The following is a 15455-nucleotide window of genomic DNA, read 5'->3' as shown; positions in this document are numbered from 1 at the left end:
ATGTGCGGCGCGGAGCCCACACGAACCTGGCAAGTTGAGCACACCGGCACCGCCGTTGCCTCTGCCGGCGCTCTTCTGCACACGCCCTGGCGTCCCTGGCCGCGGATCGCTTCCGACGCGGGCACAGTGCCGCCGGCGCTACGTAGCGGCGAACTCGTTTGCCGATACGGTGAGCTGTCCGGATGATGCGAATGCCAACCGGTCGGCAGTGCAGGAGGCACGGTGCGCGCCACGTTGATGGATCGTGCGGACGGCGATCAGATCGACCTCATCCTGACGCATCCGGCGCACCAGGAGACCCTGCGCGCCTTGATCGATCTGATCCGGACATTACGCGCCTGCCGCTCTGCCGAGGAGTTGTACCACTTCCAGAGTCGGCTCCGTGGCATGGTCCTCGACACCGAGCAGCGTCGTTCCGCGATCAGCCGGCAGATCAAACGACTGGATAGGCACCGCAACCTCACCGCTGACGCACCCGAACTCGGCACAGCCCTCGACCGCACCGACCGGGAATCCTGGATATTGGAGAGCGACGTCTACGAGCGGATCTGGCGCCAGCTCAAGTCGATCGCGGACGCACTCGCCTGGAAAGTCTTCGGCTACCAACGCAACATCATCGTGGCGCTGTCGCGCGCCGACGCTCCCGGTCCGATGTACGGCAAGACCGGCCTGGCCGCAGAGCTGGAGGTCATCGAGACCGCGTGGCGCGAGAAGCGGGAGTTCGTGCTGCACCACGACCTGACCAACGTCATCCGTGTCGGCGACGTCACCGTCCTCGGCCGTGACGGCTGGGCCTGGCTCCGCGAGATCAAGACCAACCAGCGGTATCGAGTTCCTGCCCAGGAGCGGCTGCTGGCCGACACCTCGCAGGTCCTCGCCGACGAGACCGGCGATTTGCCCAGCGGCTACGCACCGGTGCGCACCACCATCGACTACCGCACCGACTTGGCGGGCCTGCGTGACATCCTCGGCTTGGCGCATGCGCGGACGGGTATTGCCGGAGGCGTGGTCTCGTCCGGCCGCGCGGTCGTGGCGGCCAGTCAGTTCACCGCCGCCGGCCGGTACACGGCTGAGGAGTTCGGGACTCGGTTCAGCGCCGAACTCGACCGGGTCCGCCGCCGCATCGGCGCCGACGACCCTGGGCACACGCTGACGCTGCTGAGCATCGACCAGGCCGGTCGTACTCTCGTGCGCCCACCCTGGGCGATTTACCCGATCGAAGCCGAGGTCGCGGCCAGCCTCATCGCCGACGGCATGTTCTTCGCCGTCTGCATAAACCCGGAAAAGATCATCGACTCGCTGGCCAAGGCTGGTGTCGAAGCGTCCTGGCTGCAGCGTCTCGACGGCACCGAGGACCCCTCGAAGCCGTTGTTGAACGTCGCCGTACGGTCGGGCAACCGGCTCTGGTCGACGTCCCTGAACTTCGCCGCGATCGCGGAATTGATGCTCGAGCTGATCGATCTCCGCACCTGGAGCCGGCAGGTCGCCGCGATGCTCAGCGGCGAGTTCGGTGCCGGCACGCGGCCCTGGCCGTGCTTCGCCAGGGAGGCCAGAGTCTGGGCCTGATTGCCCGGACGCCGGCTGTTTGGCTCGGTGCCATCGCCCGGCGGATGGGATCGGCTCGCGAAGTGGCGATGGCGCCGTCAGACAAGGTTAGGCCGTTGTGATCAACGCTGAGCGTCTGTTCTCGGCGCTGCCGGTCAGCAGGGTGAACTCGTACTCTCCCTCGCCGTCGGGCGTCATCGCGTAGCCGGAGTACGCGCCGGTGAGCGCGGGTGGGGGCGTCGTAACGGTGTGACATGAGATGTACGTCCAGGCGTTGTCGACCAGCCGTACCCACGCGATGCCGTGGGCCTTGGCGAAGTCAAAGGCACCACTCTGGAATCCGCTGGCGGCCTCCACGACGCCCTTCTGGGTGCCGGTGGACTGAAGCTTGGTGAGACGCACCTGAACATCGGACCGTTTGTGCGGCGGATGTTCACCACCAGCGGCGCCTGACCTTGATCTCGCGTACGGGTATCTCGGAGGGGTGTAGAGGGCGTTCGACGACGGGGCGGATCGTGTGGGGTGTGATGCGCTCGCGTTCGTGTTCCTCGGCGAAGCGGGAGGCCTGTTCGTGTTCGCCGAGGTTGTCCAGGGCCTTGAGGAGGTCGGTTATCAGGATGTCGAGGCGATGGGTTTCGGCTTCGGTGGCGAGGAACCGTTCGTGGTGGGTGACTGCGCGGTGGCCGCACCACTGGCGTAGTAGTTCGTGGCGGGGCCGGTCGTGGCGGCGGTACCAGTCGTACTCCCATTCCGGTGTGGTCGACCGGCTGTCGCGGCCGATGCGGTGCTCATCGCCGAACTTGCATTTGCGGCGGGACTGGGCTTCCTGCTCGATGACGAGGTCGAGGACCTGGGTCGGGTGGGCGCGGCATGCGGCTTCGACCAGTTGGAGGGTGCCGGCCGGTGACAGGATGGTCCGGCCGTCGTGGTCGAACCATTCGGCCGAGGCGAGGATGTCGTCGACCGGGCCGCCGATGATCTCGCTCAGCCGGGCCCTGTCGTGGATATCGGTGGCGCATGACACCGGGGACCAGAGCAGCTCGGCTACGTCATCGCTGATCAAGAGGCCGAAGATCTCCTCAACGCAGGCTTCCTCTGTGTGATCGAGGCTCAGATCGTCGATGCGTTGCCAGTTCGCCATCAGCGCGTCGAAGGTCCCGACCTCGCTCCACGGCACCCGCAGCCGCGACCCGGGGACCTTCTCCACCCGTTCGTCGGGGTCGTCGAGGAATCTGATCTCGAGGCGGGCGCTGGTCTTCTTCGGCTCGACCGCCAGGATGCGGACGCGTTCGGACCGTGCGTGGTCCGACTGCCGGTACGCCCATTCGTCGCCGACCGTGAAGCGGGAGGGGTCGATTCTCATCCAGCCGTCCTTCGGGTAAGCGTCGCTTGTTGCGTGGTATCGGATCGTGCTGGCGGTTCGCGCCGCGATGGCGGCAGGTCCCGGCGCAGGCTCGTGCGCATCCGGCCGGAGTGTGGTGGCGGTTGAGGTGTGGACGCACTTCAGGCGCCGCGGTCGAGCAGCCCGTGGTGCCACGATTCGGCCTGTCGGCGGATGCCGGCGTGGGCCTGCCGGTCGTGATCAGGGCGGTGCTCCTTGCGTGGCCCGTGGGGGCTCCAGTCACCGAGGAACGGGCGCAGGTCGTCGGGTCCGGGTTCGGGGTTGTAGTCGAGGTCGGCCAGCACGCGGGGATTGCGGATGGGGTCGATCCGGTCGGCGGCGGCCCTGCCCCACGCGACCCAGCTGGCGAGGTACCCGCCGGCGCCGGTCCGCCCCTCGGCCGCTTGTTCAAGGGCGGTGCAGAACGCGCGGATGTCAGCTGCGGTGGACCACGCCTGGTAGGCGTTGCGGAAGGTTTCCGCGCGGATGTTGTCCGCGGCCCGGACGCGGGCGTCGGCCATCGCGGCGTGCCATTGCGCGAGGGTGGCCTCCTCCTGGCGTCTGCGCTCGGCCGCGGCTTCCTCCTGCCGCCGCCGGTGCTCGGCCGCAACCTTCTCCCGCGCAACTTCGGCTGCCCGCCGTTGCTGTTCATCGGCGGTGACGCCAGCCTCGAACCCTTGAATGATCTGCGCGACGCGCTGTTCCAGACGTACGCGTGCGGTGTCGGTCCAGGTGTCCCGGTTGTCGTGTCCAGCCCGGGCGATCTCCAAGCGGAGCCTGCCGGAGTCGACGACGTCGAACTCCGGGGGTTTCATCCACGGCCGCAGGCGCAGCACCTTCAGCTCCTCGGCGGTGGGTTCGTGCGGGACCTGGTCGCGTTCCTCGGTCAGGGTGACCGTGCGTCGAACCTGCCCGGCCTGGAGGAACACCCGCGGGTGTTTCGCCTTGGTGTTGACCCCGAGCCGGTGCCCACGCCGGGCTGCCTCGCCGGCGAGCTGCCGGATCAGCAGCAATGCCCGGGACATTAGGTCCGCGCTGACGGCGAGGTTGGTCGGATCGGCTTCGAGGGCGCTGAACGCCAGATGCGGGTCGGTGGTGACACGTCGGGTGTTGAGCCGGATCCGGTTCCAGTCGGTCTCGTCCGGACCGGCATCGGAGTACAGGCGGATGACGATGTCGCCGGCGTCGCGGCCAGTGTGGCGCAGATGGTGACCCGACGGGACAAGTCCCTGCTGCTTGAACGCGTGAATGATCCGGCGGTACCGGGCCCTCGTTCCACTATCGGGACTCTCGATACGCACCATGCCGCCCTCGTGCTGTAGGCGGTCGAGCAGTTCGCGAGCCGATCGCAGCAGGTCCGCCGACGAAGCGCCGCCGGCGATGCCGCCGGGTGCCGGCGTCTCGGACTGCGGGAGGGAAGCACGGTGGTCGGGATGATCGGGATGGTGGCCATGCTCAAGGTAGAAGCGACCGGCATCGGTCGAGCACGCCCTCCACACCCCTGCCTTGCGTGTCACCGTCACCAGGTTCCGGTCCTGAAGCGCACGCGCCGACCGGCGGTACTCGACGCCATCCGAGCCGCTGAGGTCATCACCGCCGTGGATCCGGCGAAGCAGGTCAAGCTGCCGCTCATTGAGCGAATCCCATCGCTGCACCACCCGACAGTAAGGGGCACGGCGTACCCGATGGAGCTGGACACGGCCGTACATGGCAGCCCGGTTCGAGAATGGACCGAACTGTCGGCTCCGCCGCCCTGCACGACGACTCCGCACCGCGCCGGCCATGGTGTCACTTGTCGACGGTTGGCATTATGAAGCCATGGGACGTGCACGCCGTTGGACGATCGTCGCTGTGGGAGGCGTTGCGGCGCTTGCTTCAGCGCTATCCGCCGTGCTGTTCGGACTCCGGGGTGTCGAAGTCGCCAGCTGGCTGGCAGGGGTGGCCAGCTTTGTGGTCGCGGTCGCGGCATTGTTGGGAGCGCGATCCGATGGTCCTGGCACAGACTCTGAGTGCAGGCCAGACCCGGCCGTCTCCGTGCATGCCTCTGGTGCACGGTCGGTCGCGGTGGGTGGCCATGTCGGCGGAATCGTTTCCACAGGCGATGGCTTTTCGCCCCGTCAGCAGCGGTGAGCCCTCGACGGAAAAGTGAAGGGCTACCGACTACCGCCGAAACGCGGTCGTCGGTGGAGGCGGCCGGCGCGCAGTCGGTCGCGATCGGTGGCGATCTCGCCGGGATCGTCTCGACCGGGTCGGGCACAACTAACGTCCAGGTGACGGCGGCACAGGCAATGGTCTTGCCCCCAGCCGCGCTGCTGCCGCCCCGTCAGATCGAGGCCCCACCCGGTCTGGTGAATCTTCCGGTACGTCAGCGGTTTTTCATCGGCCGTACTGCGCTGCTGGATCGTCTCGACGCACATCTGGCGGCCCCGGCTGGAGTGGTAGTTCAGGCCGTGCATGGCCTCGGCGGGGTAGGCAAGAGCACCCTGGCCGCCCGGTGGGCAGCGGGCCGAACGAGCGATTTCAACCCGGTCTGGTGGATAGCGGCTGACACCCCTGCGACGATCGACGCAGGCCTCGTTAGCTTGGCGGTCGCATTGCAGCCGGAACTGAGCGGACTGTTGCCGACAGAGGCACTCCGCGAGCGCGCCCTGCAATGGTTGGCCAGTCACCAGGATTGGCTGCTGATCCTCGACAACGTTACAGATCCCGCTGACCTAGCTGGGCTGCTCGCCCGTTGCCCAAGTGGCCGATTCCTAGTCACCAGTCGGCGGGCCACCGGCTGGACCGGCCTGTCCGCCACAATCCGGCTAAAGGTGCTGGACCTCGATGAGGCGGTACAGCTGGTCGCAGCCACACTGCGGGACCACTCTCACGAGCCGGACCTACCCGGCATAGCCGAAGTCTGCACGGAGCTAGGATGCCTTCCCCTCGCGGTCGAACAGGCCGCTAGCTTCATGTCGGAGGCTGGGATCGGGCCCCGCGACTACCTCTCGATGCTCGCCGCCTACCCCGCGACCATTTACTCAGCAGCTGGCGAGGGGCGGGACGCTGAACGGACCATCGCCCGGATCTGGCGCGTCACCCTTGACCGTTTCGTAGACCAGCCGCTCATCGCCCACACGCTGAGGGTACTGGCTTGGTACTCCTCTGAAGCGATTCCTAGAGCCCTGCTTGATGGATTGGCTGCACCACCGGCCATCGCTAAGGCGATCGGTCGGCTTGCGGCCTACAACATGCTCAGCACCGACATCCGCGCCGGGACGGTGACCCTGCACCGACTGGTGCAAGCTGTCGCTCGTACGGTTGATCCGGATGACCCGCACCGGCAAGCAGACGACATTGAGGCGGCACGGCAATTCGCCGTCGACGCCCTCATCGCTGCTCTTCCCAGCGACCGACATGATCCGGCATCGTGGCCGGCATACCGCTCCCTGGTGGTTCACGTCGAAGCGCTCGCCCGGCATTCTCCTCAGCACCCCGACTCAGTCACCGGTGTCCTGCTCACCGAACTCGGCGCCTTCCTCAGCGAGCAGGGCGCCGTGCAACGGGCCACCATGCATCTCGAACGAGGCGTCGCCGCCCTGCGCGATGGCGAGGAGCACGATCCTCTAAGCGTGCTGGGCGCCCAGACAAAACTGGCCAACGCCTACCTCGCCGCCGGCGACCTAAAGCGAGCGGTTTCGCTACACGAGCAGATCCTCGCCGAGACTCAGCGAATCGTCGGTGGTGACAACCCTCAGACCATGACTGCTGCCAACAACCTCGCTGCCTCCTACCGGGCGGCCGGCAGCCTCAAGCGTGCGCTTCCGCTGCTCGAACAGACTCTCGCCAACAGCCGTCGAGTCCACGGCGATAACAACCCCCAGACACTGGCGTTAGCCAACAACCTGGCCTCCGTTCTTGAGGGTAAGGGCAATCTGAAACGTGCGATCGACCTCCAGCAACAGATCGTGACGGGGTACGTCGAACTCCTTGGCGCTGATCACCCGGACACTCTTACCGCCCGGAACAACCTGGCCTGCTCGCTGGCGAGGGCCGGGGATCTGCAGCGGGCGACGTCTCTTCACGAGGAGGTGCTTGAGGGTCGTCGCCGGGTACTCGGCGACGATCACCCGGCTACGCTCGCATCCGCAAATGATCTAGCGGGTGATTATGAGGCCACCGGGGATAGGGTGCGAGGCTTCAAGCTCTACCGACGTACGTACGACGACCGTCGCCGGATTCTCGGTGAGGAACACCCCGACACCTTGACTTCTGCCAGCGACCTTGCCGATACATACATTCAGGTTGGCAACTTCGCCCGTGGCATCCCCTTGAACGAGAAGACACTGGCGGCGCGCCGTCGGATTCTTGGTGACGACCACCCAGATACGTTGCAGTCCGCCAGTAATCTTGCGGATGCCTACGCTGCGGCCGGCCGCCCAGACAAAGCTGTCCCATTGAGCGAGCGGGCCTTGGCCGAGCGTCGCCGAGTCCTTGGCGAACACCACCCCCAGACCCTGATCTCGGCGGTACACGTCGCCTGCGCCTACCACCTCGATGGGCGCGCCGACCAGGCATCCGCCTTGGCCGAACAGACATACGCAACCGCTCTTCGCGTTCTTGGGGGGGATCATCCGTTAACGCTGAAAGTCGCGCTGCTACGCGCCTCGCTGGCCAAGCTTCGGCGCTAACTTAGTCACTGGGGTTGCTCCGTCGGCCGCGTCCGGTTGCCCAGCGCACCGCCTCCATGGTCCAAGACATACAGCACCTCGCGGCTCATATCCGGCCAGAGCCCGGCCGTCATAACATGTTCACTGACGCAGCGCGGCAACTTCGCCGGATCTCGGCAAGGACATGTCGGACCGACCGAAGCATGGTCTGAGCAGGGATTACGACTGTCCTGCTGATCTTCCGCAAGCGAGCACAGCAACGCGCGTGTGCGACCCACTAACGTGAAAACGGAATAGGAACCCGCAGGTAGCGAGCCTCTGGGTGCAGATAGAGCGTCGTCTTAGGAGTCTCCATGTAACTCTTGTTGATCTTGGCAAGCAGGGTGAAGCGGCCGGCGCGATGGGCTCGCGTCGGTGGGGAGCGGGCTGGTTCAGGCTGCGGCGCGGACCGCTGGTGCCGGTCGAGTGAAGGTCTTGCGGTCGCGGATAAGTGCCCAGAGGACATCAACCCGCCGTCGCGCGAGGGCGAGTATGGCTTGGCGGTGGTTCTTGCCTTCGGCGCGTTTCTTTTCGTAGTAGGAGCGCGATGTGGGGCATTCTCGGGCAGCGGTGAATGCGGCCATCCAGAGAATGTGCCGCAACCTGCGGTGGTAGCGGCGGGGCTGCCGATGGTTGCCGGAAACCGTTCCGGAGTCGCGAGAGACAGGTGCCAGGCCGGCGTGGGCGGCGAGTTTCGCGGGGCTGTCGTACTCGGTCATGCCGGCGGTGTGCACCAGTAGTTCCGCGGTGAGCAGGGGCCCCATGCCGGGCATGCTTTCGATGATCGGTGCGAGGGGGTGCTGGTCGAGGTGTTCGGCGATGAGGTCGTCGACGGCGGCGATGCGTTGTTCGAGGGCGAGGATCTCGGTGGCCATCTGCCCGACGACCACGGCGGCGGCACGCTGGCCGGGCAGGGTGACGGTTTGCTGCCGGGCTGCGCCGACCATCGCCTCGGCGACCTGGACGGCGTTCTTGACGTGCCCGCGCCGGAGCAGGGCGGTGATCCGGTCGACGCCGGCGTGGCGGATCGCGGCCGGTGTCTGCCAGCAGGCGAGGACCATCATCGGGGCTTTGCGGTTGAGGTCCACCGCCCGCTCCAGGGCAGGGCTGATGCCGGTGAGGAGTTCCTGCAAGCGGAACAGGGTGGCGACGCGCTGCCCGACGAGGTCGGCGCGGTAGCCGGTCAGCACGGTGAGTTCGGCGAGGAGCCGGTCGGAGGGTTCCAGGATGGGGATGTCGGGGCGCATGCGGATGGTCTGTGCGATCACGACCGCGTCGCGGGCGTCGGTCTTGTGTTCTCCGGCGAACGCGGCGGCCATGTGGAACGCGACGGTGCCGGAGACGTAGCGGACCTGGACCTGGCGCCGCCACAGCAGGGTCAGCAATAGGGCGGACAGGCCGGTGGTGACGTCGACTGCCCAGCAGACCGGCCGGCCGTGTGTCGACACCTCGGCCATGACGGTGAGGAGGGCGGTCTCGTCGTTGGCTACTCGGCGGGAGTAGACGAGTCGGCCGTCGCCGTCGACGGCGGCCACGTGGTGGTGGGTTTTGCCGATGTCCACGCCGATCCACAGCTTCGCCACCGTCGTGCTCTCCTTCGTCGGTCGGTTTGCTCGAATGTGCCTCGTCTGGGGTCGGGTTTGCCGGCATCTTCTAACGATGCGAACGCAGGTCGCGGATCTCCATCAGCGGTCTACCGAATCTCGCAGACGACGAAGCGGCGGGTGGCATCTCCTACCGTGAGCCAAGCGATCTCGACGAAACACACGCAGCCATACCCACCGCTCCCGGGCATCAGGGTCTACGGCCACCAGGGCCGTGCCCGTTCAACCAGCCCGCCCGCGAGGCGGGAAAGTGGGTGGGCACCTCGAGGCTCAGCCACGATCACGGCGGAACACACACAGCCATCCCCACTCCCGGCACCGCGGGCGCGGCAACCTCGAGCCTGCCGCCGTCACCGGCCGGCACCTCGGACACGATGTGCGAGGTAGTCCAGGTTGTTGTCGGCGCCGAGGATCGGCATGCCCTTGTGGTTCGGGGCGAAGGAACAGCCGAGGTACAGGCCGAGCACGCCCTGATTGACGAGGATGAAGGCGACCGCCCGCGCGGGGGGGTGGGACCAGGATCACGGTGGTGAGGTAGCCGCCGATGTGCAGGGCCAGCAGTACGGCCTCGGCGGGCCGACGCACCATCGGGCGCGGGCCGAGGACAAGCCCGCACGCTGTTGGCGTGCAGGTGCAGGGCCTCCAGCAGGAGCAGCGGGAAGAACAGGTACGCCTGGTGGCGTGCCACGAGCGCGCGGACGCCACGCCGGCTGCGCGCCTGGCCGGTAATGAAGGAAAGGGGCGCCAAGGTGATGTCGGGGTCCCTGCCCTCGGTGTTCGGGTGGGCGTGGTGCCGGTTGTGCTTGTTCACCCACCAGCCGTAGCTGAGCCTGGTCACGAGGTTGCCGTGGATGATGCCGATCAGGTCGTTCGCCCGGCGCGAACGGGCGATCTGCCGATGGCCGGCGTCGTGGCCGATGAATCTGGCCTGCGCGAGGACAACGCGAGGGCGGCCGCGACGCCGAGCTGCCACCACGACTCGCCCAGTCGGGCGAACAGGATCCACAGTCCGCCGAAGGAACCGGCGATGAGGCCGATCCGCACTGCATAGTCCGCAGGCTGTCTCAGTGACGTCGGCCAGACCAACCGGTCAGACGGGCCGCCAGTTGCTGAAGTTTGTGCTGCGTACCCGGTGTGGCCGCTCGACCACGGCACGCCGCACCAGGTCACGGCCCCGCGGGCTGGTGAGCAGACCCTTGATCCGTTCACTGACCGAACCTGACGTCACGGTGCACTCCCTCCTACCCGGCCGACCCGGCCGATTCCCGGGCCCCTTGACCTTCAGTCTCGCCCGGTCGCCCAGCCGGCCAGGGCCGATCACGCGGATTACGCGCAAGCACCGCCCACGCGGAACAAGCAGCCTGCAGCACCGCGTGTTTGCGACGACTGCGGTGGGGTACTTGACCGACAACGCCGCGCGCACCGCAACGATCGCGCTCTCCGGTGGTCACCCGGAACTCCGTGACCCGACTTCCTCGATGCCCGAGGCATCAGCGCCAGCAGAAGCAGACCCGAGGGTCCCCACCCTGCGCGCACCCGATAACCAGGAGCTGTACATGACCACGTCCCCCACCGGCACCACCCGACACGACACCAACGCCGCCGAGCTGCGTCGCGGCCACGATGAGACGAAGCCGGCCTTCAAGACCACCGAGTTCATCGCCTACGTGGCGATGGTCCTCGGCGTACTGATCGCCTCCATCGTGGTCGACGGCAACGGCAACGGCGACAATGGCGCCGGCGGCGACTTCTTCCGCGCCGACCGCGCCTGGCTCTACATCACCATGCTGACCATCGGATACATGGTCAGCCGCGGCCTGGCCAAGGCCGGCAGCCGCTCCTCCCACAACGCCTGATACTCCGCACGACCCCACCGCCCGGTCACCACGGTGACCGGGCGGTGGCGTGCGTGCGTGGCTGCAGGGCAGACCTCGCCGCTGCCGATGACTCGCCCCGGAGAGCGCGGACATCGCCGCCGGCTTCAGGTCACCGAGGAAGAGGCCCGGGAAGGGCCGGAAGCGCCCGTGCCTACAACGCGGTGTCGCTGTCCACCCCAATCGGCGACGACACCGGCAGCACCAAATTGAGCGACACCCTCGGCGGCGAGGACAACGAACTCGTCCTTGCTGAGCTACGCGTCGCCCGCGGGCCCCGCGCCAGCGACCCTCGATCAGCGCGAACCCACCAGCCTGACCCTGCGCTTCTACGACAACCTCACCCAGAGCGAGATCGCCGAGCAGGTCGGCGTGTCCCGATGCACGTGTCGACCTGCCCGCCGTCAGCCACCTCAGCAGCGCCAGCATGCGATCACAGCAACATCCCGCAACGGCCGGTACACACAGGCGGCGAACGGAAAGCGGCAGTTCATCAGCCTGCGGACACGCGCGGAGCGTCGGGTTAGGAGTCTCGCGTCGTCCAGCGAGGGCGCGCATCGCCTACCGACCCGCGTCCGGTCCGGTGCTCGTACCGCGCGGCCGGCAGAAGGCGGAGGCGCGGGCGGCGACGTCGCCGCCGGCTGTCGTGACGGCGTTGTGTGCCGCGCGGGGGACCTCGCCGTAGGAGCCGTCGGGCACCAGCGCCGCGGCTTGACGCAGCCAGGTCCGCGGCACGATCGAGTCGTACTCTCCGCGAAGGAGCAGGGTGGGTGCCCGCACCAGCGGCAACCGCTGCTCCATCCGGTGGCGTACGCAGTGCCGCAGTGTGCCCAGCACCCGGCGGGGTCCGGCATCCCGGATGTCGGCGACGAGGGTGGAGATCTGGCGTGGATCCTCGGCGGTCAGGTCGCGCAGCAGGCGTCGGACCTGCCCGCCGACGGTCGCCGCTGCGGGGTCCGCGGTGGGGCCGACCAGGACGAGGGTCGCGGTCAGATCCGGTCGCCGAATGGCCAGCTCGACCGCGACCTGGCAGCCGAACGAGTTCGCGATCAGACGGGCGCCGGCGAGACCTTCGGCATCCATCCAGGTGGCGAGCACCGTCGCGTGCTCTGTCGCGTCCAGGACCTGCGGAGGCTTCGGTGACAGCCCGAAGCCGGTCAGGTCCGGTACGTGGACCGGGCCGCCGGTCAACGCAACAGCGGTGGGCATCAGGTAGCGGTGCGACACCGCCAAGCCGTGCACCAGCACCCACGGCGGACCACCGTCGTCCGCGCCTGCCCGGACCCGGACGTGCAGCCACGACCGGCCGGCCCGGGCCCGGTGGCTGACGAATCCCCGCGCCGGCTCCGGAGCGGCGTGCACCAACCGCCGCTCGGCCGGGCTCATCAGCGCTCTTCGCAATAAGGCCATCGTCTTTCCTCCGTCGAAACCTCATGACCGGGATCGTCGGACCGCGGTGGGACATCCGGCTCAGCGAACCTCGTCGGCGAGGCGACGGTGCAGGCTGGCCAGGGACTTGGCGATCAGCCGGGACACGTGCATCTGCGAGAGGCCGACCTGTTCGGCGATCTGGGCCTGGGTCAGGTTGCCGTAGAAGCGCATTATCAGGATCTTGCGTTCACGGTCGGGAAGGGCGGCCATCGCGGGGATGAGGGAGACACGCAGGTCGACCAGTTCGTAGTCGTCCTCGTCGGCCCCGAGGGTGTCACCGAGTTCGCTGGTGGAGTCGGGGCCGAGCGGGGTGGACAACGAGGTGCTCCGGTACGCGCGGGCGCCCTCCATCCCTTCCAGGACGTCCTCCTCGGTGACACCCAGATACGCGGCGATGTCAGCGATCCTGGGGGAGCGTCCCAGGGTGTGGGTCAGGGTGCTGTTCGCCGCGCTGATCGCCAGTCGAAGTTCCTGGAGGCGACGGGGCACCCGGACCGCCCAGGTGTGGTCCCGGAAGTGACGCTTGAGCTCCCCGATGATGGTCGGGATGGCGTACGCCGTGAAGGGGACGCCGCGGGTGGGGTCGAAGTGGTCGACCGCCTTGACCAGGCCGACCATGGCGGTCTGGGTCAGGTCGTCGGCGTGCTCGCCGCGGCCGGCGTAGCGCTTGGCCAGGTGGTTGGCCAACGACAGCCAGGCCTCGACCGCCCGTTCCCGCAGCGCCGCCCGGCAGGGATCGCCGATCGGCATCGCGGCCAGCTGCCGCAGCAGGTCGTCGCCGTCGGCCGCCCCATGGCGGCTCCGCTTCGTCGGCCGATCGCCGACCGTCACGGGTGTCACGACGCGCGTCATGACGGGGTGCCTTTCACCAGGGTGAGCAGTTGCTGGTCCGCACTCCGGGCCGGCGCCTCGTCGGTCGGTTCGACCGACGAGGTGGCCGGCGGCGGTGCGGCCGGGTCGGCATGCTGCCCGGCCTGCTCGGCCGCTCGCTCGTCCTGGGCTCGCTCGTGGTCGGTGGAGGTGGTGCCGGGAGGCGTTCGATCGGGGGTGGGTTCGCCGCCGGGGTGGTGGACCAGGTAGCGAACGGCGGTGTTGAGTACGGCGAGCAGCGGAACGGCGACCAGGCCGCCGACGATGCCCGCGACGACGACGCCGGTGGCGATCGCGAGGATCACGGCGAGCGGGTGCAGGGCCACCGCACGACCCATGATCAGCGGCTGGAGGAGGTGTCCCTCGACCTGTTGGACGGCGATGACGACGCCGAGGATGATCAGCGCGCTGAGCGGCCCCTGGGTGACCAGCGCGACGAGGACGGCGACCACGCCGGTGACGGTGGCGCCGACGACCGGGATGAAGGCGCCGAGGAAGACCAGCGCGGCCAGCGGAAGTGCGAGGGGTACGCGCAGCACCGCGAGGCCGATGCCGATGCCGATGGCGTCGACGAGTGCCACCAGGACGGTGGCGCGCACGTAGGACACCAGGGTGTGCCAGGAGTAGTGCCCGGCCCGAGCGGCCGGGACCCGCGCCGCGCGAGGGAGCAGGCGGCAGATGAAGGCCCAGATCTGGCCGCCGTCGCGGAGGTAGAAGAACAGGGTGAACAGGACGAGGAAGAACCCGGCGGCGAGCTCGCCGAGGGTGGCTGCGGTGCTCAGCGCGCCGGAGGTGAGGGCCGCTTGATTGTCGGTGATCGACGTCTGGAGGCGGTCGACGGCACCGTCGAGTTGCGTCTGGGACAGGTGCAGGGGCCCCTGCGCCAACCACCGCTGGACCTGGTCGACCCCTTCCCCGACCTGGGTGCTGAGATCGTCCAGCTGGGAGATGAAGGTCCGGACGATCAGCGTCAGGCCACCGAAGACGACCGTTAGCCCGGTGACGAGGACCAGCACGGCGGCCAGGGAACGGTTCACGCCCCGTCGGCGCAGGGCCGCGGCCAGCGGCTCGAACAGGGCCGCCAGGAGCAGGGCGACGGCGACCGGGATCACCACCACCCGCAGCAGTTCGACGACCCGCACGAGCAGGTACGCCGCCGCGACGAACAGGATGATCCGCCACGCCCAGGCGCCCGCCGTGCGTACCCCCGGGGGAAGCCCGTCGTCGACGGTGGGTGCCCGCTTCTCGGCCGGGACCGGCGCGGTCGTGCCGCCGATCGGCGGACCGCCGGTGAACGCCGGCGGTTGCCATCCCCGCCGCACCGGGGCGAGACGACTTCGCGCCCGCCGTCGCGCGGTGTCGATCCAGGTGGTGCCGAATTCCGGGGTGGGGGGAGGTGTCACTTTCATCGAGATCCTCTATGTACTGCGGGGTTGCCCCATTGCTCTTGCGCGGCGGGACGGGGAAGGGAACGCGGCCGGTGTCGGGTATTGCCGGAGGGGGGGTCAGTCGACCCCGCCGAGGACGGGGAGTGCCTCCGGTCGTGCGGCGCCGTGCGGCATCCAGTAGCCGGACGGCGGCAGGTCGCCGCGCATCGTCACCAACTGCCCCACGTCCGTCATCTCCAGCAGCCGCCGGGTGTGGCGCCTGGGACGGCACACGACCAGGGCCGTGTCGGCCGTGAGGGCGACGTGCGCCCGGGCGAGGAAGTTGAGCAGCGTCGAAGAGGCGAAGGTGACGTCGGCCAGATCCACGACGACCTCGGACGGCGCCACGGCGGACAGCCGGTCGACCACGCCCGACAATGCCGGGTCGGCGTCCATGTCGATCTCACCCGCCAAGCACACCAGGGCGGCAGGAGGTCGCGGGGCGGTCAGTACGGTTATGACGAAATGGTCACCGGACACCTGGACCATCAGCCTCACCTCGGCATGAGTGACCTGATGCCGGGGGCTTGGGCAACGACCGCGAAGGGCCGCAGCTCGACACTACCGCCGCATGACCCGATGCGCGAACGCTCGGACGGTCGGGGCGTCCGAAGGTCGCCATGCGTGGGCGT

General features: G+C 68.3%; 12 protein-coding genes and 2 pseudogenes. 4 read left to right on the top strand and 10 right to left on the bottom strand.

Translation table 11 applies throughout. The features are described 5' to 3' along the window. The first annotated feature begins 222 nt into the window (after positions 1–222). On the top strand, positions 223–1566 hold the full coding sequence (locus tag ACFQUZ_RS13870; protein WP_377441950.1) for a hypothetical protein: 1344 nt from the start codon (positions 223–225) through the stop codon (positions 1564–1566). Between the two features lie 87 nt (positions 1567–1653). Here ACFQUZ_RS13870 and ACFQUZ_RS13865 read toward each other — a convergent pair whose 3' ends face one another. From ACFQUZ_RS13865 to ACFQUZ_RS13855, 3 genes are read right to left on the bottom strand one after another with little or no spacing between them, the layout of a single operon-like run. After that, positions 1654–1947: a hypothetical protein gene (locus ACFQUZ_RS13865; RefSeq protein ID WP_377441948.1), complete on the bottom strand. Its 294-nt coding sequence runs from the start codon at positions 1945–1947 to the stop codon at positions 1654–1656. Between the two features lie 31 nt (positions 1948–1978). After that, complete coding sequence (locus ACFQUZ_RS13860; protein ID WP_377441946.1) at positions 1979–3082, bottom strand: hypothetical protein; 1104 nt, start codon at positions 3080–3082, stop codon at positions 1979–1981. Beyond that, positions 3049–4581 (bottom strand): hypothetical protein, encoded by a 1533-nt coding sequence (locus ACFQUZ_RS13855; protein ID WP_377441944.1) that lies wholly within the window; start codon positions 4579–4581, stop codon positions 3049–3051. The genes ACFQUZ_RS13860 and ACFQUZ_RS13855 overlap by 34 nt, the downstream gene beginning before the upstream one ends. Positions 4582–5109: 528 nt before the next feature. On the opposite strand from ACFQUZ_RS13855, the gene ACFQUZ_RS13850 reads away from it, so the two are divergent. Continuing rightward, positions 5110–7599 carry a tetratricopeptide repeat protein gene (locus tag ACFQUZ_RS13850; RefSeq protein WP_377441942.1) on the top strand — a complete coding sequence of 830 codons (2490 nt, stop codon included), beginning with the start codon at positions 5110–5112 and terminating at the stop codon, positions 7597–7599. Between the two features lie 410 nt (positions 7600–8009). Here ACFQUZ_RS13850 and ACFQUZ_RS13845 read toward each other — a convergent pair whose 3' ends face one another. The 3 genes and pseudogenes from ACFQUZ_RS13845 to ACFQUZ_RS13835 all read right to left on the bottom strand — a co-directional run bounded on the left by ACFQUZ_RS13845 (position 8010) and on the right by ACFQUZ_RS13835 (position 10449). Then, positions 8010–9200 carry an IS110 family transposase gene (locus ACFQUZ_RS13845; protein ID WP_377441940.1) on the bottom strand — a complete coding sequence of 397 codons (1191 nt, stop codon included), beginning with the start codon at positions 9198–9200 and terminating at the stop codon, positions 8010–8012. Positions 9201–9891: 691 nt separating this feature from the next. Continuing rightward, positions 9892–10194, bottom strand: a pseudogene (locus tag ACFQUZ_RS13840) (fatty acid desaturase); the annotation flags it as partial. 117 nt (positions 10195–10311) lie between these two features. Continuing rightward, on the bottom strand, positions 10312–10449 hold the full coding sequence (locus ACFQUZ_RS13835) for a hypothetical protein (RefSeq protein WP_377441938.1): 138 nt from the start codon (positions 10447–10449) through the stop codon (positions 10312–10314). 328 nt (positions 10450–10777) lie between these two features. Between ACFQUZ_RS13835 and ACFQUZ_RS13830 the strand changes: the two genes are divergently transcribed. Both ACFQUZ_RS13830 and ACFQUZ_RS13825 read left to right on the top strand, forming a co-directional pair. Continuing rightward, positions 10778–11077, top strand: coding sequence for a hypothetical protein (locus ACFQUZ_RS13830; RefSeq protein WP_377441936.1), 300 nt, complete (start codon positions 10778–10780; stop codon positions 11075–11077). Positions 11078–11171: 94 nt separating this feature from the next. After that, positions 11172–11476: pseudogene (locus tag ACFQUZ_RS13825) on the top strand (sigma factor-like helix-turn-helix DNA-binding protein); the annotation flags it as partial. Between the two features lie 180 nt (positions 11477–11656). On the opposite strand, the gene ACFQUZ_RS13820 reads toward ACFQUZ_RS13825, so the two are convergent. From ACFQUZ_RS13820 to ACFQUZ_RS13805, 4 genes are all read right to left on the bottom strand, one after another. Then, positions 11657–12481: an alpha/beta fold hydrolase gene (locus ACFQUZ_RS13820; RefSeq protein ID WP_377441934.1), complete on the bottom strand. Its 825-nt coding sequence runs from the start codon at positions 12479–12481 to the stop codon at positions 11657–11659. Positions 12482–12565: 84 nt separating this feature from the next. Next, positions 12566–13378: an RNA polymerase sigma factor SigF gene (locus ACFQUZ_RS13815; RefSeq protein WP_377441932.1), complete on the bottom strand. Its 813-nt coding sequence runs from the start codon at positions 13376–13378 to the stop codon at positions 12566–12568. Then, the gene (locus tag ACFQUZ_RS13810) at positions 13375–14805 is read right to left on the bottom strand and encodes an AI-2E family transporter (protein ID WP_377441930.1); all 1431 of its coding nucleotides are present in this window, start codon (positions 14803–14805) and stop codon (positions 13375–13377) included. Before ACFQUZ_RS13810 ends, ACFQUZ_RS13815 begins: the two co-directional genes overlap by 4 nt. A gap of 96 nt (positions 14806–14901) precedes the next feature. Then, the gene (locus ACFQUZ_RS13805; RefSeq protein ID WP_377441928.1) at positions 14902–15312 is read right to left on the bottom strand and encodes an STAS domain-containing protein; all 411 of its coding nucleotides are present in this window, start codon (positions 15310–15312) and stop codon (positions 14902–14904) included. Positions 15313–15455: the final 143 nt, after the last annotated feature.

This window comes from Plantactinospora sp. GCM10030261 (assembly GCF_042666615.1).
GTDB lineage: Bacteria > Actinomycetota > Actinomycetes > Mycobacteriales > Micromonosporaceae > KBS50.
Note: the sequence above shows the minus strand (reverse complement) of the source record. Positions and strands in the feature narration are given on the sequence as shown.